This window comes from Methylobacterium frigidaeris (genome assembly GCF_022179185.1).
GTDB lineage: Bacteria > Pseudomonadota > Alphaproteobacteria > Rhizobiales > Beijerinckiaceae > Methylobacterium > Methylobacterium frigidaeris.
In genome coordinates, this window is record NZ_BPQJ01000068.1 from 13,989 (window position 1) to 28,601 (window position 14,613).

At 66.3% G+C, this 14,613-nt stretch carries 15 protein-coding genes and 2 pseudogenes; 6 read left to right on the forward strand and 11 right to left on the reverse strand.

What is annotated here, in order from left to right; genetic code table 11:
• Positions 1-7: 7 nt before the first annotated feature.
• Genes MFF64_RS33870 through MFF64_RS33910 form a run of 9 tightly spaced genes read right to left on the reverse strand, consistent with a single transcriptional unit; the run spans position 8 to position 8,687 of the window.
• Positions 8-1,186 (reverse strand): acyl-CoA dehydrogenase family protein, encoded by a 1,179-nt coding sequence (locus tag MFF64_RS33870; RefSeq protein ID WP_099902458.1) that lies wholly within the window; start codon positions 1,184-1,186, stop codon positions 8-10.
• Positions 1,187-1,195: 9 nt separating this feature from the next.
• Positions 1,196-2,161: a hydroxymethylglutaryl-CoA lyase gene (locus MFF64_RS33875; protein WP_238193544.1), complete on the reverse strand. Its 966-nt coding sequence runs from the start codon at positions 2,159-2,161 to the stop codon at positions 1,196-1,198.
• 2 nt (positions 2,162-2,163) lie between these two features.
• Positions 2,164-2,958, reverse strand: coding sequence for an enoyl-CoA hydratase/isomerase family protein (locus MFF64_RS33880; RefSeq protein ID WP_099900895.1), 795 nt, complete (start codon positions 2,956-2,958; stop codon positions 2,164-2,166).
• Positions 2,955-4,091 carry a CaiB/BaiF CoA transferase family protein gene (locus MFF64_RS33885; protein WP_238193545.1) on the reverse strand — a complete coding sequence of 379 codons (1,137 nt, stop codon included), beginning with the start codon at positions 4,089-4,091 and terminating at the stop codon, positions 2,955-2,957. Before MFF64_RS33885 ends, MFF64_RS33880 begins: the two co-directional genes overlap by 4 nt.
• A gap of 35 nt (positions 4,092-4,126) precedes the next feature.
• Positions 4,127-4,819, reverse strand: a complete 693-nt coding sequence (locus MFF64_RS33890; RefSeq protein WP_099901862.1) for an ABC transporter ATP-binding protein — start codon at positions 4,817-4,819, stop codon at positions 4,127-4,129.
• Positions 4,803-5,570: an ABC transporter ATP-binding protein gene (locus tag MFF64_RS33895; RefSeq protein WP_238193546.1), complete on the reverse strand. Its 768-nt coding sequence runs from the start codon at positions 5,568-5,570 to the stop codon at positions 4,803-4,805. The genes MFF64_RS33890 and MFF64_RS33895 overlap by 17 nt, the downstream gene beginning before the upstream one ends.
• Entirely contained in the window at positions 5,567-6,619 is a 1,053-nt protein-coding gene (locus MFF64_RS33900; protein ID WP_238193547.1) for a branched-chain amino acid ABC transporter permease, read from the reverse strand. The genes MFF64_RS33895 and MFF64_RS33900 overlap by 4 nt, the downstream gene beginning before the upstream one ends.
• Positions 6,616-7,482 carry a branched-chain amino acid ABC transporter permease gene (locus tag MFF64_RS33905; RefSeq protein WP_238193548.1) on the reverse strand — a complete coding sequence of 289 codons (867 nt, stop codon included), beginning with the start codon at positions 7,480-7,482 and terminating at the stop codon, positions 6,616-6,618. Before MFF64_RS33905 ends, MFF64_RS33900 begins: the two co-directional genes overlap by 4 nt.
• A gap of 29 nt (positions 7,483-7,511) precedes the next feature.
• Positions 7,512-8,687, reverse strand: coding sequence for an ABC transporter substrate-binding protein (locus MFF64_RS33910; RefSeq protein WP_309296482.1), 1,176 nt, complete (start codon positions 8,685-8,687; stop codon positions 7,512-7,514).
• A 683-nt stretch (positions 8,688-9,370) separates the two neighbouring features.
• Between MFF64_RS33910 and MFF64_RS33915 the strand changes: the two genes are divergently transcribed.
• From MFF64_RS33915 to MFF64_RS33925, 3 genes and pseudogenes are all read left to right on the forward strand, one after another.
• Entirely contained in the window at positions 9,371-9,730 is a 360-nt protein-coding gene (locus MFF64_RS33915) for a hypothetical protein (protein ID WP_238193549.1), read from the forward strand.
• Between the two features lie 55 nt (positions 9,731-9,785).
• Positions 9,786-10,424 (forward strand): annotated as a pseudogene (locus MFF64_RS33920) (DUF1259 domain-containing protein); the annotation flags it as partial.
• Positions 10,404-11,458, forward strand: a pseudogene (locus MFF64_RS33925) (Cj0069 family protein). The pseudogenes MFF64_RS33920 and MFF64_RS33925, both read left to right, overlap by 21 nt.
• A 75-nt stretch (positions 11,459-11,533) precedes the next feature.
• On the opposite strand, the gene MFF64_RS33930 reads toward MFF64_RS33925, so the two are convergent.
• Entirely contained in the window at positions 11,534-11,839 is a 306-nt protein-coding gene (locus MFF64_RS33930) for a hypothetical protein (RefSeq protein WP_238193550.1), read from the reverse strand.
• A 1,009-nt stretch (positions 11,840-12,848) separates the two neighbouring features.
• Entirely contained in the window at positions 12,849-13,520 is a 672-nt protein-coding gene (locus tag MFF64_RS33935; RefSeq protein WP_238193551.1) for a hypothetical protein, read from the reverse strand.
• 158 nt (positions 13,521-13,678) lie between these two features.
• On the opposite strand from MFF64_RS33935, the gene MFF64_RS33940 reads away from it, so the two are divergent.
• Genes MFF64_RS33940 through MFF64_RS33950 form a run of 3 tightly spaced genes read left to right on the forward strand, consistent with a single transcriptional unit; the run spans position 13,679 to position 14,514 of the window.
• Positions 13,679-13,924, forward strand: coding sequence for a hypothetical protein (locus tag MFF64_RS33940; RefSeq protein WP_099900682.1), 246 nt, complete (start codon positions 13,679-13,681; stop codon positions 13,922-13,924).
• Positions 13,924-14,139: a hypothetical protein gene (locus tag MFF64_RS33945; RefSeq protein ID WP_099900680.1), complete on the forward strand. Its 216-nt coding sequence runs from the start codon at positions 13,924-13,926 to the stop codon at positions 14,137-14,139. The genes MFF64_RS33940 and MFF64_RS33945 overlap by 1 nt, the downstream gene beginning before the upstream one ends.
• Before the next feature lie 51 nt (positions 14,140-14,190).
• Positions 14,191-14,514, forward strand: coding sequence for a transposase (locus MFF64_RS33950; RefSeq protein ID WP_133123188.1), 324 nt, complete (start codon positions 14,191-14,193; stop codon positions 14,512-14,514).
• Positions 14,515-14,613 lie beyond the last annotated feature (99 nt).

Genomic DNA, 14,613 nt, shown 5'->3' on the forward strand with positions numbered 1-14,613 from the left:
GGCCACCTCAGTAGGAACGCGGCATGCCGAGGACGTGCTGGCCGACATAGGCCAGCACGAGGTTCGTCGAGATCGGGGCGGTCTGGTAGATGCGGCACTCGCGCCACTTGCGCTCGATGCCGTATTCCGTGGCGAAACCGAAGCCGCCATGGGTCTGGAGCGCCGTGTCCGCCGCGCTCCAGGTCGCCTCGGAGGCGAGGAGCTTGGCCATGTTGGCCTCGGATCCGCAGGGCTGCCCGGCATCGAACAGGGCAGCGGCCTTGCGCGCCATCAGATCCGCGGCCTCCAGCGCCACGTGCGCGCGGGCGATCGGGAACTGGATGCCCTGGTTGGCACCGATGGGCCGGTTGAACACGACGCGCTCGTTGGCGTAGGCCACGGCCCGCTGGATCATGTAGCGCCCGTCGCCGACGCACTCGGACGCGACGAGGATCCGCTCGGCATTCATCCCGTCGAGGATGTAGCGAAAGCCCTTGCCCTCCTCGCCGACCAGCGCGGAGGCCGGAACGCGCAGGTCCTCGATGAACATCTCGGTCGTGTTGTGGTTGATCAGCGCCTTGATCGGGCGGATGTCGATCCCGTTGCCGCGCGCCTCGCGCAGGTCGATCAGGAAGACCGAAATGCCGTCCGTCTTCTTCTGGACCTGGTCGATGGGCGTCGTTCGGGCGAGCAAAAGGAGGAGGTCTGAGTAGCGGGCGCGGGAGGTCCAGACCTTCTGCCCGTTGATGACGTAGCCGTTGCCCTCGCGCAAGGCCCGGGTCTTAAGCTGGGTGGTGTCCGAACCGGTGGTCGGCTCGGTCACGCCGAAGGCCTGGAGCCGCAGCTCGCCCGAGGCGATCTTCGGCAGGTACTCGCGCTTCTGGTCCTCCGACCCGTGCCGCAGGAGGGTGCCCATGATGTACATCTGGGCGTGGGCCGGGCTCGCTACGCAGCCGCAGGCGTTGATCTCCTCGAGGATGACGGAGGCGGCCCTGAGCGGCAGGCCGGCGCCGCCGTACTCCTCTGGGATGAGGGCGGCGAGGAACCCGCCCTCGGTCAGTTCGGCCACGAATTCGGACGGATAGCCTGATTCCTCCTCGAGCTTCGCCCAGTACTCCATCGGATACTTCTCGCAGATCCGGCGCACCGAATCGCGCAGCTCGGGATAGTCCTTGCCGATATCGAGCATGACGTCTGGCTGGCTCATGTCACAATCTCACGAGGCGAGGGCGGGGGAGGACGTCCGGAGAGTCGGTGGCGTCGGTCCGGGCGGATAGGTCTTGGGCAGGCCGGCGCGGGCGATCGCGCCGCTGTAGCGCTCGTCGCCGAGCCAGCCCTCCACGTCGCGGCGCAAGGCGAGGAGCGCCGGGATGTCGAGGCCGGTGGCAAAGCCCATGCTGTCGAGCATGAAGGCGGCGTCCTCGGTGTTGATGTTGCCGGTCGCACCCGGCGCGAAGGGGCAGCCGCCGAGCCCGGCGAGCGAGCTGTCGAAGGTACGCACGCCGGCATCGAGCGCCGCCGCGACGTTGGCGAGGCCGAGGCCGCGGGTGTCGTGAAAGTGGCAGACCACCCGCCGGCCCGCGGCGATGCCCAGGATCGTCGGCAGGAGGGCCCTGACCTGGGCCGGGTTGCCGTAGCCGACGGTGTCGGCGACGATCACCTCGTCGGCGCCGCCCTCGGCCACGATCGCGGCGACCTCGAATACCCGGTCGGGATCGACGTGCCCCTGCAGCGTGCAGCCGAAGCTCGTGGCGAGCCCGACGCCGAGCACCATGCCGCGTCCGGCCGGCGTCGCCTTCAGGGCGGCGATCCGCTCGAATTCCGCGATCGCCTCGTCGGTCGAGCGGCGCACGTTGGACAGGCTGTGGGCCTCCGAGATCGACAGGACGTAATTGACGTGGGTGAAGCCGGCCGCGAGTGCCCGCTCGGCTCCCTTCAGGTTCGGCACCAGGGCCGAGGTCGTCACGCCGGAGAGGTCCGGCAGGGCGGCCGCGAGCGCGTCGGCGTCGGCGAACTGCGGCACTACCTTCGCGGGCACGAAGGACGTCAGCTCGATCTCGCGCAGACCGGCCTCCTTCAGTCGCAGCGCCCATTCGCGCTTGCGCTCCGTGGGAAGGAAGCGCGCCGCCATCTGGATGCCGTCCCGCAGGCCGACCTCGCGCAGGATCGCGTGTTCCGGCATGGCTACTCTCCCCGGAAGCGCGGCTTGCGCTTCTCGTTGAAGGCGCGCACGCCCTCGTGCCGGTCCTGCGTCGCGACCATGCGGTTGTAGCACTCGATCTCGAAGGCGAGCCCGTCGGCGAGCGACATCTGCAACCCGCGGTGGATCGACTGCTTGGCCTGGCGCACGGCGATCGGCGCGTTTCCGGCGATCCGCCGCGCGGTGGCGAGGGTGGCTTCCAGCAGGTCCGCCTGCGGCAGGACGCGGTTGACGAAGCCCCAGTCGCAGGCTTCCTGAGCGGTGAAGGGCAATCCCGTGAGGATGATCTCCTTGGCGCGCCGCTCGCCGAGCGCCCGCGGGAGATTCTGGGTCCCGCCGGCACCGGGCATGATCCCGAGCGTCACCTCGGTCAGCGCGAAACGCGCGCTCTCCGCCGCGTAGGTAAAATCCAGCGCCGCCGCGAGCTCGCAGCCGCCGCCGAAGGCCGCGCCGTTGACCGCGCCGATCAGGGGCAGCGGGCAGGCGACGACCGCGCGCAGCATCCGCTCGAACATGGCGTGCTGGCGCAGCCACTGCGCGTCGGTCATGCCGTTGCGCTCCTTGAGGTCGCCCCCGGCGCAGAAGGCCTTCTCGCCGGTCCCGGTGACGACGATCGCCCGCACGCCGTCCGTCTCGAGCTGGAACCGCTCGAAGAGGTCGAGGAGCTCCTCGCCCATCCGGGTGTTCATCGCGTTGGCGGCCTGGGGCCGGTTCAGCCGGATCAGAAGCAGGTCATCGTCGATCCGCTCCAGCCCGAGGGTCTCGTAGGTGGCGTTCATCCGTGGTCCTGCAGGAGGCTTGCGTTGTGGGCACCGAGGGCGGGCGCCGCCCCGCCCGCGGTGGGGCGGGCGTCGTCGAGCGTGATCGGCAGCCCGACCCATTGGTGGCCCGCCCCTTCGGTGAGGATGCCGACGGCCTGCGTTTGCGGGTGGGCCCAGACCTGATCGATGCGGAGCAGCGGGCAGTTTGGCACCTGGGCGGCATCGAGGGTGGCGCCGAGCGCCGCTGCGCTCAGGCCGCGAATGGCGGCCGCGATTCGCGGCACGAGCTCGTCGCGCAGGAGCACCCGGCCGCGGTTCCGCGCGAAGCGGGGATCGCGCCCGACCTCGGAGAGCCCCGGGATCGCCTCGCACAGTCGCCCGAAGAGCTTGTCGTTGCCGGCCGCGATCATCACCCAGCCGTCGCTCGCCTCGAAGGCCTGGTAGGGGACGATCTCGGAGAGGCCCGAACCCTGCGGCTTGCGCACCTCCCCCGACACGGCGTGCGCTGCGAGCGGGATGGTCATCCAGGCGAGCCCGGTCTCGAAGAGCGAGGTTGACACCCGGGCGCCGGTGCCGGTCGCGCCGCGCTCGCATAGCGCGGCGAGGAGGCCGATGACGGTCCACATGCCCGCGCCCATGTCCACCAGTGACACGCCGACGCGGACCGGCGCCCGGTCGGCCTCGCCGGTGATCGACATGATCCCGGAACTCGCCTGGGCGAGCGGGTCGTAGCCGGGCTTGCTCGCCAGCGGGCCCGACTTGCCGAAGGCGCCGATGTCGCACCAGATCAGCTCGGGCTTCTCCCGGCGCAACGCGTCCGCCTCGACGCCGAACTTCTCGAGCAGGCCGGGCCGGAGGTTCTGGATGACGGCGTCGGAGTCGAGGATCAGACGCTTCAGGGCAGCCTTCTGCGCCGGGTCGGAAAAGTCGAGCGTCACGCTCTCCTTGGAGCGGTTGAGAGCGTGGAAGACGGTGGCGTCGTCGCCGAGGAAGGGGGGACCCCAGCCGCGGGCGTAGTCGCCGGTCGCCGGGTTCTCGACCTTGATCACCCGCGCGCCGAGCTCGGCCAGGATCAGGCCGGCATAGGGCGCGGCGACCGAGTGGCCGAGCTCGAGAACGGTCAGGCCGCCAAGTGGTGCGGTACGCTGCAAATCGTTGCTCCTCATCGGATGGTGGGGGGACGGGGTCACAGGTACTCCTCGGCGAGCGCCGCCCCCCTGATCTCCTCGGTCCGGCCGGAGCGCCGGATCTGGCCGGAGCGCATCACGTGACCGACTTGCGCGATCCGCAGCGCGGGACGGGCCATCTGCTCCGTCATCAGCACCGCGATTCCCTCGTCCCGCATCCGCTGGACCGCGGCCGAGATCTGCCGGATCCAGACCGGGGCGAGGCCGAGGAACGGCTCGTCGAGGAGGAGCAGCTTCGGCCCCCCGCTCATTGCGCGGGCGATGGCGACGAGCTGCTGCTGGCCGCCGGACAGCTCGCCCGCCGCCTGGGCCTGCCGCTCGGCCAGGAAGGGGAACGAGTCCACGAGCCCCTCCCACCGGCGGGCCTGCTCGCGGGGGGCCAGGCGCACCGCGCCGGACAGCACGTTGTCCTTGACGCTCATGCTCGGGAAGACGCGCCGCCCCTCCGGCGAGTACCCGATCCCGCAGCGGGCACGGGCGTCGCTCGGCAGCCCGGCGATGTCCCGGCCCTCGAAGGTGACGCGGCCGCGCGCGGTACGGACGAGGCCGATCACGGCGTTGATCAGGCTCGACTTGCCGGCGCCGTTCGCCCCGATCAGCAGGACGGTTTCCCCGGCTCCGACGTCGAGGTCGATCCCCTCGACGGCGCGGGTGCCGCCATAGGAGACGTGGAGATCACGAATGCTGAGCATCGCCATCCTCCTCGTCCGCGCCGCCGAGATAGGCGTCGATCACGTCCTTGCGGCTCAGGATCTCGCCCGGCGGCCCGGCCGCGATCAGGCGGCCGCCGTCCAGCACGATGACTTGCGGACACAGGCGCCGGATCAGGTCCATGTCGTGCTCGACGAGCAGGATGCCGCACCCGAATTCGCGCTGGGCGAAGCCGACATAGGCGTCGATGTTGGATCGTTCGGACTTCTCGAGCCCGGCGGCCGGCTCGTCGAGCAGCAGTATCTTCGGCTGCGTCGCCAGCGCCATGGTCAGGCCGAGCATCTTCTGGAGCCCGTAGGGCAGGATTTCGGCGTGGCGCCCCCAGCACTCGATCAGCCCGAACCGGTCGAGTAGGGGAGCCAGGCGCTCGAGCACCGAGCGGTCGCGTTTCGCGAAGCGCAAGGCGGCGATGAGGTTGTCCTCGACGCTCGAGCCGGCGAAGGTCGCAGTCTGCTGGAAGCTGCGGACCAGGCCCTGATCCGCATTCGCGTAGACGGGACGACCATCGATCCGCATGTCGCCGAGCAGGACCTGGCCCGAACTCAGCGGCAACCGGCCCGACATGATGTTGATCATCGTGGTCTTGCCCGCACCGTTGGGGCCGATGACCCCGAGCAGGCCGGCCGGCGGCAGGGTGAAGCTCACGTCGTGGAAGACCTTGAGGCCGCCGAACGCCTTCGAGATGCTGTCGGCGCGCAGGGCGCCGGCTGAGGCGGTGAGGCTCGCGCTCACGATTTCACCCCCCGGGCTTGGACCGCGGCGATGGGAGCGACGCGGGCGGGTGCCGCAGGCGAGGCCCGCCGCAGACGCCCCGCCGCCTTCGCGGCGAGCCCGATGACGCCGCCCCGCGCCACGAGAGTGACGACGATGATGAGGAGCCCGAACAGGCCGGGGGACAGCTCGCCCTTGAGGGCGAAGAGATCGGTCGCCGTCACGAGGAGCGCGGCGCCGGCGAGCGTGCCGAGGATCGCGCCTTTCCCGCCCACGATGGTGTAGGTGATGTAGCTCACCGAGGACATCGGCGCGAAGGAGGTCGGGTGCGCGGTGAGCAGCATGTTCACCAGCGCGAAGCCGGCAAGGCCCGAGACCCCGGCCGCGACCGAGAAAGCCAGCGCCTTGTAGCGCCAGCAGGCCAAGCCGAGGCTCTCGGCGAGCACGTCGTTCTTCTCGATCGCGGTGAACTCGTAGCGGAAATACCGGGTGAAGAGCGCGGTGATGGTGAAGCCCGCGAAGGCGAGGCCCGCCGTGGTCAGGAGCACCTGGCTGTTGTCCATCAGCTCGATGCCGAAGAGGGTCACCGCCGGCATCCCCACGAGGCCGTTGGAGCCGCCGGTTAGGGTCGTCGCCTCGAACAGGAGCAGCTGGACGATCTCCGTCAGCACGAAGGTGACGAGGACGAAGTAGACCCCCTTCAGGCGTAGGATCAGCCAGCCGAGCGGGATGGCGCAGAGGGCCGGCAACACGAAGGCGGCGACCCCGAGCAGGATGGCGTCGGTCACGCCGAGCCGGAGGCTCAGCAGGGCGACCGTGTAGCCGCCGATCGCCATGAAAGCCGGCACGGCGAAGCTCATCAAATCCATGCGCAGCATGATGTAGACGCCCAGCGCGGCGGTGGCCGCGATGAGGATCAGGTTCGTCTGCGAGAGGATCTGCGGGTTGCGGGTGAGCACCGGAACCGCGAAGGCGAGGCCGACGACGCAGAGTGTCGCCCATTCGTAGCCGCCGAGGAGGGTGGGACGGCGCGCCTGCGGGAGGCGCGAGATGGATGCCTGGTCGCTCATGCCCGCCGCACCTCCCTGCCGAGCAGGCCCTGCGGGCGGACCACGAGGATGAGGAGGACCAGGACGAAGAGCGCCAGCGCTCCCTTCGAGCCGCCGAGATAGACGGCGGCGTAGGCCTCGACCATGCCGACGATGAAGGCGGCGACCGTTGCACCGGCCACGCTTCCGAGCCCGCCGAGGATGACGGTGAGGAACGAGAAGGCGAGCACCGGATCGCCGACATGGGGAGCCAGCGCGAGGATGGGGGTGACGAGCGCACCCGTCAGGCCGGCGAGGCCCGTCGCGAGGGCAAAGGCGAAGGGGAACAGGGCCCGCGTGCGCATCCCCAGCGCGCTCGCCACCACCCGGTCCTCCGCCATGGCGCGCATCGCCCGCCCGATGCCGGAGCGGTAGATGAGCCAGTAGACGAAGACGATCGCAGCGAGGCAGACGCCGATGACGACCATGTTCGCGTAGGGGACGTAGGCACCGCCCGCCCGCCACACGCCCGTGATCGGGAACGAGAACTCGGGCGATTCCGGACCGAAGAGGAGCAGGATCGCGGTCGCCATGACGAGGTAGAAGCCCATGGTGACCATCAGGGTTGCCTGATGGTCCTCGATCACCCGCTCGAGGATGATCGTCTCGAACAGCCAGCCGAGCCCTGCCGTGGCGAGCGTCGCGGCGAGCACGGCGATGGGGAAGGGCAGCCCGAGCACGATGGAGCAGTAATAGGCGACGTAGCCGCCCATCACGTAGAACCCCCCATGGGCGAAATTGACGACGCCCAGGATGCCGAAGATCAGGGTGAAACCGAGCGCCAGGAGCGCGTATTGCGATCCAAGGCTGATCCCGATCAGCCCCGTGGCAATGATATTGTCCATCGTTCCTCCGGAAATCGGTCTTTCGAAGATCAATCGTCCTTGACGGCGGCTGCGTGGATGTAGTCCTGGATTTTGCCGCCGCGGACCTGCCCGATCGCGAACGGGTAGGACATCTCCTGATTGATCCCGAAGAACTGCTGACCGATCCAGTATCCCTTGCCGATATTCTCGTCCTCGACCGGCAGCTTGCGCATGGCGTCGGCAATCGCCTGAGGCTTGTCGACCGACTGTGCGGCCTGCGCGGCCTTAACCATCATCCGCGCCGCGAACACCCAGCGGAAGAAGTCGGCGTTCTCCGGACGCGGGACGCCCATCAGATCCTGGTGCTTCTTCTCCAGGATCCGCAGGCTCTCATCCATCGCGACGGGCTCGTACCAGAGGAAGTCCTTCAGCACCTCGACGCCGCCGGCAACGCGGGCGATCTCCTCGAAGCCCGGCCCGCCAAGGCGAAAGATCGGTCCTGCGAAACCGGCCTGGCGCAGTTGCTTGATGATGATGCCGGCGTCGCCGGCCGGCGAGGACGCCAGATCGATCGCCCCCGGACTCGAGCGGAGCACGCGCGTGACGATCGGAGCGAAATTGGTCGTGCCGCGCTGGTAGTATTCCTCGACGACGCTCACGCCCTTTTTCTTGAAGATCTCGGCATTGACGCCCGCGACGTCCGTCCCGCCCTGGTCGTTCGGGGCGACGATGCCGACGGAGGAGAAGTCGTAGTGTTTCCGCCCCTCGTCGATGATCGGGCCGGCCCATCCGGACGGGCCCGGGCCGATGTGGAAGACGTTCGGCCAGCGCGGGCCGATCGAATCCCTGGCGAAGCTGTTGACCATCGCGACCATGCGGTTGCGCAGAGCCACGGGCTTCATCCCGGTCACTTCGGGCGAGCCGACGGGCCCCACGATCACCGTGATGCCGTCAGCGGCCAACGCGTTCATCGCGGACGCCGCTCCCTCGGCGGTGTACTTGGAATCGATCGCCTTCACCGAGACGGTGCAGGGCGTGCCGCCGATCACGAGTCGGCGCTCCTGCGCCGTCTCCTTGGCAACGAACTCCAGCGCCCCCCGCAGGGCGATGCCCCATTGGGCGGCGGGCCCCGACAGGACGGCCGGTGCGCCGATCTTGAGTTCGCAGGCCGATCCCGCACCGCAGAACGTGACGGATGCCAGCAATGCGCCGATTGCGGCGCGCTGAACGCGAAGCGCCATCATGTCTCCTCCCGTGCGGCCCTCCGCAGAGCGCCGACTCGATCCGCCAGCAGGCCTCTTCGTGCCCCTCGTCCGGATCATGGGGAAACTCTAGAGGGGCATACCAAGCGCTGTCAATAAAACGTTTCAAAAACCTGCCATGGACCGCCACGGACCCCCAATGCTCTCTTCGACCATCGGACACTAGAATGCATTATCGACAAGCCGCCACTTGCCCCCGTTCGTCGCGAGCGCATCGCGGCTTCGCAGCCCAAGCCATCCGAAATATGAAACGTTTCATGCAAAAGAGCCGACCCCCAAAGAGCGGTGCTCGTCCGATCTCACCGCAGACGGTGTCCGGGCCAACGCATCGACAATCGGAAGGCGGGGGAGGGCAGGTCTGCGGGACAAGCCGATCTTGCGACTTCATCCCCTTGCGCCGAATGCCGGAAAGCGGCGGATTTCGTTGAAAAACTCGCGGCTGATCTGGATCGGGCACCGATCGGCTGAGCAGACTGCACCAAGCTGGCGGCGGTCCCGGGCGATCAGTCCGGGCTCAGCTGCTGGAGTGGGATCAGCTTAGCGAGTTTCCTGAAGTACTGGGCCGCTGCGGCGAGGTGGAACGCGTCGCGGGTCTCGGCGTGTGTGTACTTCGAGGGCTGCAGGGTCCTGGCGACGGAGACCCTGCAGCTCGCGGGGTTGATCTGATGTCCGCCCGCAGCATGGGCGAGCCTCGCGCCGCCGCCCTGCTGATCGGCCTGGTGCTGGCGCAGCCGGCCGCGGAGGCCTTTCAGCAGCTCACCGGGCCGCAGATCCGCGACCGTCTGACCGGCAAGGAGGTCACCGACGAGGTGCACTGGGCCTATCAGTTCGCGCCCGGCGGCCGGCTGCAGGCCGTGTCCATGGGACAGGCACGGACCGGTACCTGGCAGCTCAAGGGCAACACGCTGTGCCTGGATGCCCAGCCTTGTGTCCAGGTCTGGATGGCCGGCAGCCGGGTCGAACTGCGTCGCGACGGTGCCTTGCCCGAGGAAGGCGTGCTGCAGGTCCCTGCGCGCCGGCCCTGACGTCGGCCGCACTCAACCCCTGGTCACACAGGAGATGACCATGCGTTCCTGGATGATGGCTTTCGCATCTATTCTCGGCCTCGTAGCGCTTGCGCTGCCCGCGCAGGCGGCCGAATCCTGGCAGCAGGCGATCGCCAGCGGCCTGGGCAAGCCCGGCATGGAGATGCCGGGTGGGGTTTATCGGGTTGGCCTACCGCGCACCGATCTGAAGGTCACGCTCGACGGCGTGGCTATCAAACCGGCGCTCGCCCTGGGGTCCTGGCTGGCCTTCCAGAAGGTCGGTGAGAACCAGGTGATGGTGATGGGCGACCTGGTGCTTACCGAGGATGAGGTGAATCCTGTGATGGCGTGCTTGCACGAAGGCGGGGTGGAGATCACGGCCCTGCACAATCACCTGCTTCGCGCTTCGCCCAGCACCCTCTACATGCACGTGTCCGCGCACGGAGAGCCTGGCAAACTCGCCACCACCTTGATGGGTGCGCTCGGCGCCAGCCGAACACCGTTCGGAGCCGAGACCGCGGGCGGTAGCACGCTGGCCGGTGCGCCCGGTCCGGCATCGGCCGGGGAAGGTCCAGTGCCCGCACGGGCAACCGCCCCGGACCAGGCGTTGGACCTCGACACCGCAGCGATCGACCAGGCACTGGGGCGCAAGGGCAAGGTCAATGGCGAGCTGATGACCGCCTCCGACCCGCGCCCGTTCAGAGTGGTCCTCGTCTGGTGGGGCGACGCCGCGGAGCGCGCTGCGGCGCAGGCGGAGACGACCCGGCTCAAGGCCATCTTCGCCGCCCTGGGACGGCAGAGGATTACTGCCGAACCGGCCGTCTGGTCGGACGCCCTCACCCGTGAGGTGCGCGCCCAGCTGATGGGCATGGACGGCGTGCTGGTCTGGGTGAAGCCGATCTCGTCCCCCGGCCGCAACGGGCGCGGGGCGTTGGATGAGCTGCTGCGCGAGGTGGCCACGGCCGGCATCTTTGTCAGCGCCCATCCGGACGTCATTGCCAGGATGGGCACCAAGGAGGTCCTGTTCCAAACCCGGTCGCTGGGATGGGGCACGGATACCTACGTGTATCGGGACCTCGCCACGTTCGAGGCAGAGTTTCCGGCGCGGGTGGCCGCGGGTCCGCGCGTGCTCAAACGCAACCGCGGCAACGGTGGCCAAGGAGTCTGGAAGGCCGAACAGGCCGCCGGCACGGATCTCATCGTGCAGGAGGCTTGGGGTGAGCGCCGCGTGCGCACCATGCCGCTCGATACCTTCGTGGCGGAGCGCGCAGCCAGCTTCGCAGAAACCGGCACGCCGGTGGATCAGCCGTTTCAGGCCCGGCACCTGGAGGGAATGATCCGCGGCTACCTGTCCGGTGATCAGGGGGTGGCTTCGGCCATCAGCTGGTCCGCGCCTTGGCGCCGCCCGAAGCCGGGCCGGCTGAACCGCGCCGCTACTCCGGGCCGGATGATCCCCGGTTTCAGCGCCTGCGAACCCTGCTCGAACAGGAGTGGGTGCCGCAGATGGTCGACCTACTGGCTATCGACCGCGATACCCTGCCTGTGATCTGGGACGCTGATTTTCTGTTGGGCCCACCCACACCCGAGGGTGGGGACACTTACGTGCTGTGCGAGATCAACGTCAGCTCGGTCTTCCCCATCCCGGAGGAGGCACTGGAGGGGCTGGCCAGGACGACGCTGCAGAGGCTGCACGCAGCTCGTGACCGTCGCGCCACCATGAACCAGTAAAAGCCCAGCTCGTCGGCATCACGAGAAGCGTGCCGCTAACTACCTCACCATGGTCACCCTCGGCAAAACCATGCTCTAGCTCTCATGAGTTTGCATAGACATCCCAGATCGACGCGCTGATGAACCTATCGTGCGCTGAGCCTCAGCCCTATCACGAACTGCCGATGCAGCAGATTCATCGGCTTCTGCCTGGGTCTTTAGCAGATCTGCCCGAAGTTGGGCAAGTTCCAGATCGCCCTTCTCATCGCCATACATCGCTTGCATTAACTCGGGGCTTCCTTGCGGCCCCTTTCTTGCGAGAGCGTCCTCAAGATCCTGCCGGAATTTCAAGGTGATCTTTTGTGGATCGATGTACTTGCTGATGATTTCGTTGGCCCTCATGGCTCCTCCGACGTTGTATCCACGCTTGGATCAGATGCATGCACCGCAATGCTACATGTATTTATCCCGCCGGATTTCCCGTTGAGAATAAATAAGATTATGTGCGGACATCAGCTATTTTCGATTTTTGAGCGTATCTATGCTCTGGGTATCGTCGATTCTCAAAGCGGAAAGAGTGCGGACCTCCTTCGTGACTACCATCGTCGGGACGGGGCGAATGCCAGGGTCAAGCCGGGGGTCGTGGCGAGAGTGCGTGAGCGTCTGGCCGAAGTTGCCAGGCTACTTCCCGAACTTGCTGCTGAGGTCCGTGAGATCGACGCAACCATAGTACAGCACGTGTACGTCGCCGATCTGCTCGGAAGACGATCGGTCAGATGAACATGTTTCGGATTACGATGGTCGTTTCAACTAACGATCTCCAGGGTCTTGTGAGGATTTTGAACGAACAAACACGTGACGATCATGTCGATCGCGAAATACGTATCGACGACGATCGTTGGCTGTTGTCCATCGCGGTCGGTGATCGCGAAGAGGCGCAGTTTCTGCGAACCCTTACATCGTGGTAAGGCGAACTAACATCGTGACAAAGCACTGATCTCTGTTCATTATCCAATCGATAAGCTCGATCCACGCGTCCTGATAGTCGCGCTGTCGCGCTCTTGTCCGCGGCGCTGCCCCGATGCCCCCGCCGACCCTCTCTCTATTCTCTCTTCCACCCTGGCGGCGCATGATTGAGATTCAGCTTGAGGTCGGTGCGCCCTGCGGGTTTAGTCGTTGAGGAACATCGAGCAGAGCGGGGTGGGCCGAGAAGGGTAGTCTGTGTTTAGCCCCTGAGGCGCGAGCAGCGAAGCTGGGGCCGAGCGTAGCAAGCGGGCGCCTCCTAGACGCTTAGATTTTGAGACGGGAGCCGGAAAACTAGGCTTCGAGTTAGCCACATCTCTTAGACTAATATTAGTCTTCGACTTAGAATCTAATAGTCTAATATAGTCTAAGAGATGTTGAGCTCGATCTAGGTCGGCCAGTTGTCGTAGAACTTGCCCGTCAGGTCGTAGCGGGCTTGTGCCTCCGCGTTGCCCTTCAGGGGATTGCCCTTCAGATCAGTTGATGAGAACCGGGTGAACGACAAGCTCTGATCGTTGACGATGAATTCGAGGTACGTGGGCCGGCGGTTCTTGACGAGGGCGTAGACGAAGTGACCGTCGATGAACGCGGTCCCGACGCCTGGGGTTTTGTCCGCCGCTAGTCCGAGGAACACAGTGATGTCTTGGTTCGGCTCGGGCTCGATGTGCTGGTACGCTGTGATGAGCGAGTTGTGGAATTCCTCGGTGATTGAGCCGCAATCCTTCAGGCTTTCGATTTTGCTCTTGAAGCGGTCGTAGTGGACGAGGGGGAAGCTCTTCTTCCACGTGGGACGGTTGAGCTTCAGCGTGCTCGTGTCGCCCGCCCAAAATTCGAAGGTGAACGCGAATTCGGGCCGATTCTTCGCCCTGTGGATGCCGTTGTCGAAGAACGTGACCTGGGCGAGCGCCAGGTTGCTGAGGGATGGGCAGGCGCGGCCATGGTTAACGGCCAGCGGCGACTGGATGGCTGTCTGGCTCTGATTCGCTAGCGCCTGAAGTTGATTCACAATGTCTGGATTCTTCTGAATCAAGGTGAGAAGATCTTTGAGTGTTACTGTCACGTTGAAATTCCTTAAAACGAATAAGTGGCCTATGGCACGCGAGGGATCGACGTTGCAACATCAAAATTAATTTGACTAACAAGTTCGGACATCGTACGAGATCGTTCGTCGCCAGCCGGTGCTTTTGCCGGGGTGCTGGATCTGATTTAGGAATTATTATGACGAAGGTTTTCATTGTCGCGGTCGAGGACCACGAGGGTTGCGGGACCATCCGGACTTCAGTCCACGCCACGCTGGAGGGCGCCACCGCTGTTCTGCGCGAGATAGTCGCGGAAGAGTTCGACGGCTACGAGGATTTCGAGGATGTCGATGTCAGCGACATGAGCGCTGTCGAGATCGCCGAGGCGATCGATGAGGTCTTCGGCAAGAGCGCGTTCGTCGAAGAGCACGAGGTGCGCGCGTAATGGCTGCCTTCAGAAGCCTCAAGGCGCCGGCTGGCGCTGTCGTCGTCGCGATCGGCCCGCGTGCCCTTGTGGTGCGCACCCCGTCAATCTTGCGGGCCCGCGCCACGAATGTAGCCCAGCACACCCGCCGGCTCATGATGGGCCAGCACTTCTTGGAGGCGCAGCGCGACATCGGGTTCGCCACGGCGTGCGAACTGATCGAGACGATGTACTGATGTTGACCCGCTCTCGTGGAGCCCTTCAGGCTTTTCCACGAGGTGCAACCGATGCCCCATACACGTCTGCCCTATCCTGCTGAGTTCCGTCGTCAGATCGTCGAACTGGTCCGCGCCGGACGCGATCCCACAGATCTTGCCCGTGAGTTCGAACCGTCGGCTCAGGCCATCCGGAACTGGGTCGCACAGGCTGACAAGACCGAGGAGCGCCGTGAGGCAAAGACAGAGACCCTCACGGCTGCCGAACGTGAAGAACTGATCCGTCTGCGCCGCGAGGTGCGCCAACTGCGGCTGGAGCGGGATATCCTGTCAAAAGCCGCGGCATGGTTCGCGCGGGAGACCGGCGCGGTGCCGTCGGGATCTTCCGGTTCATGAGCGCCAACCGGGCCACCTTTCCTATCGCCGTCATGGCCCGCGTGCTTGGTCAGCCCCCATCGGAGTGGTCCGCCCTGAAGTATGGCTTTGAGCCGACGG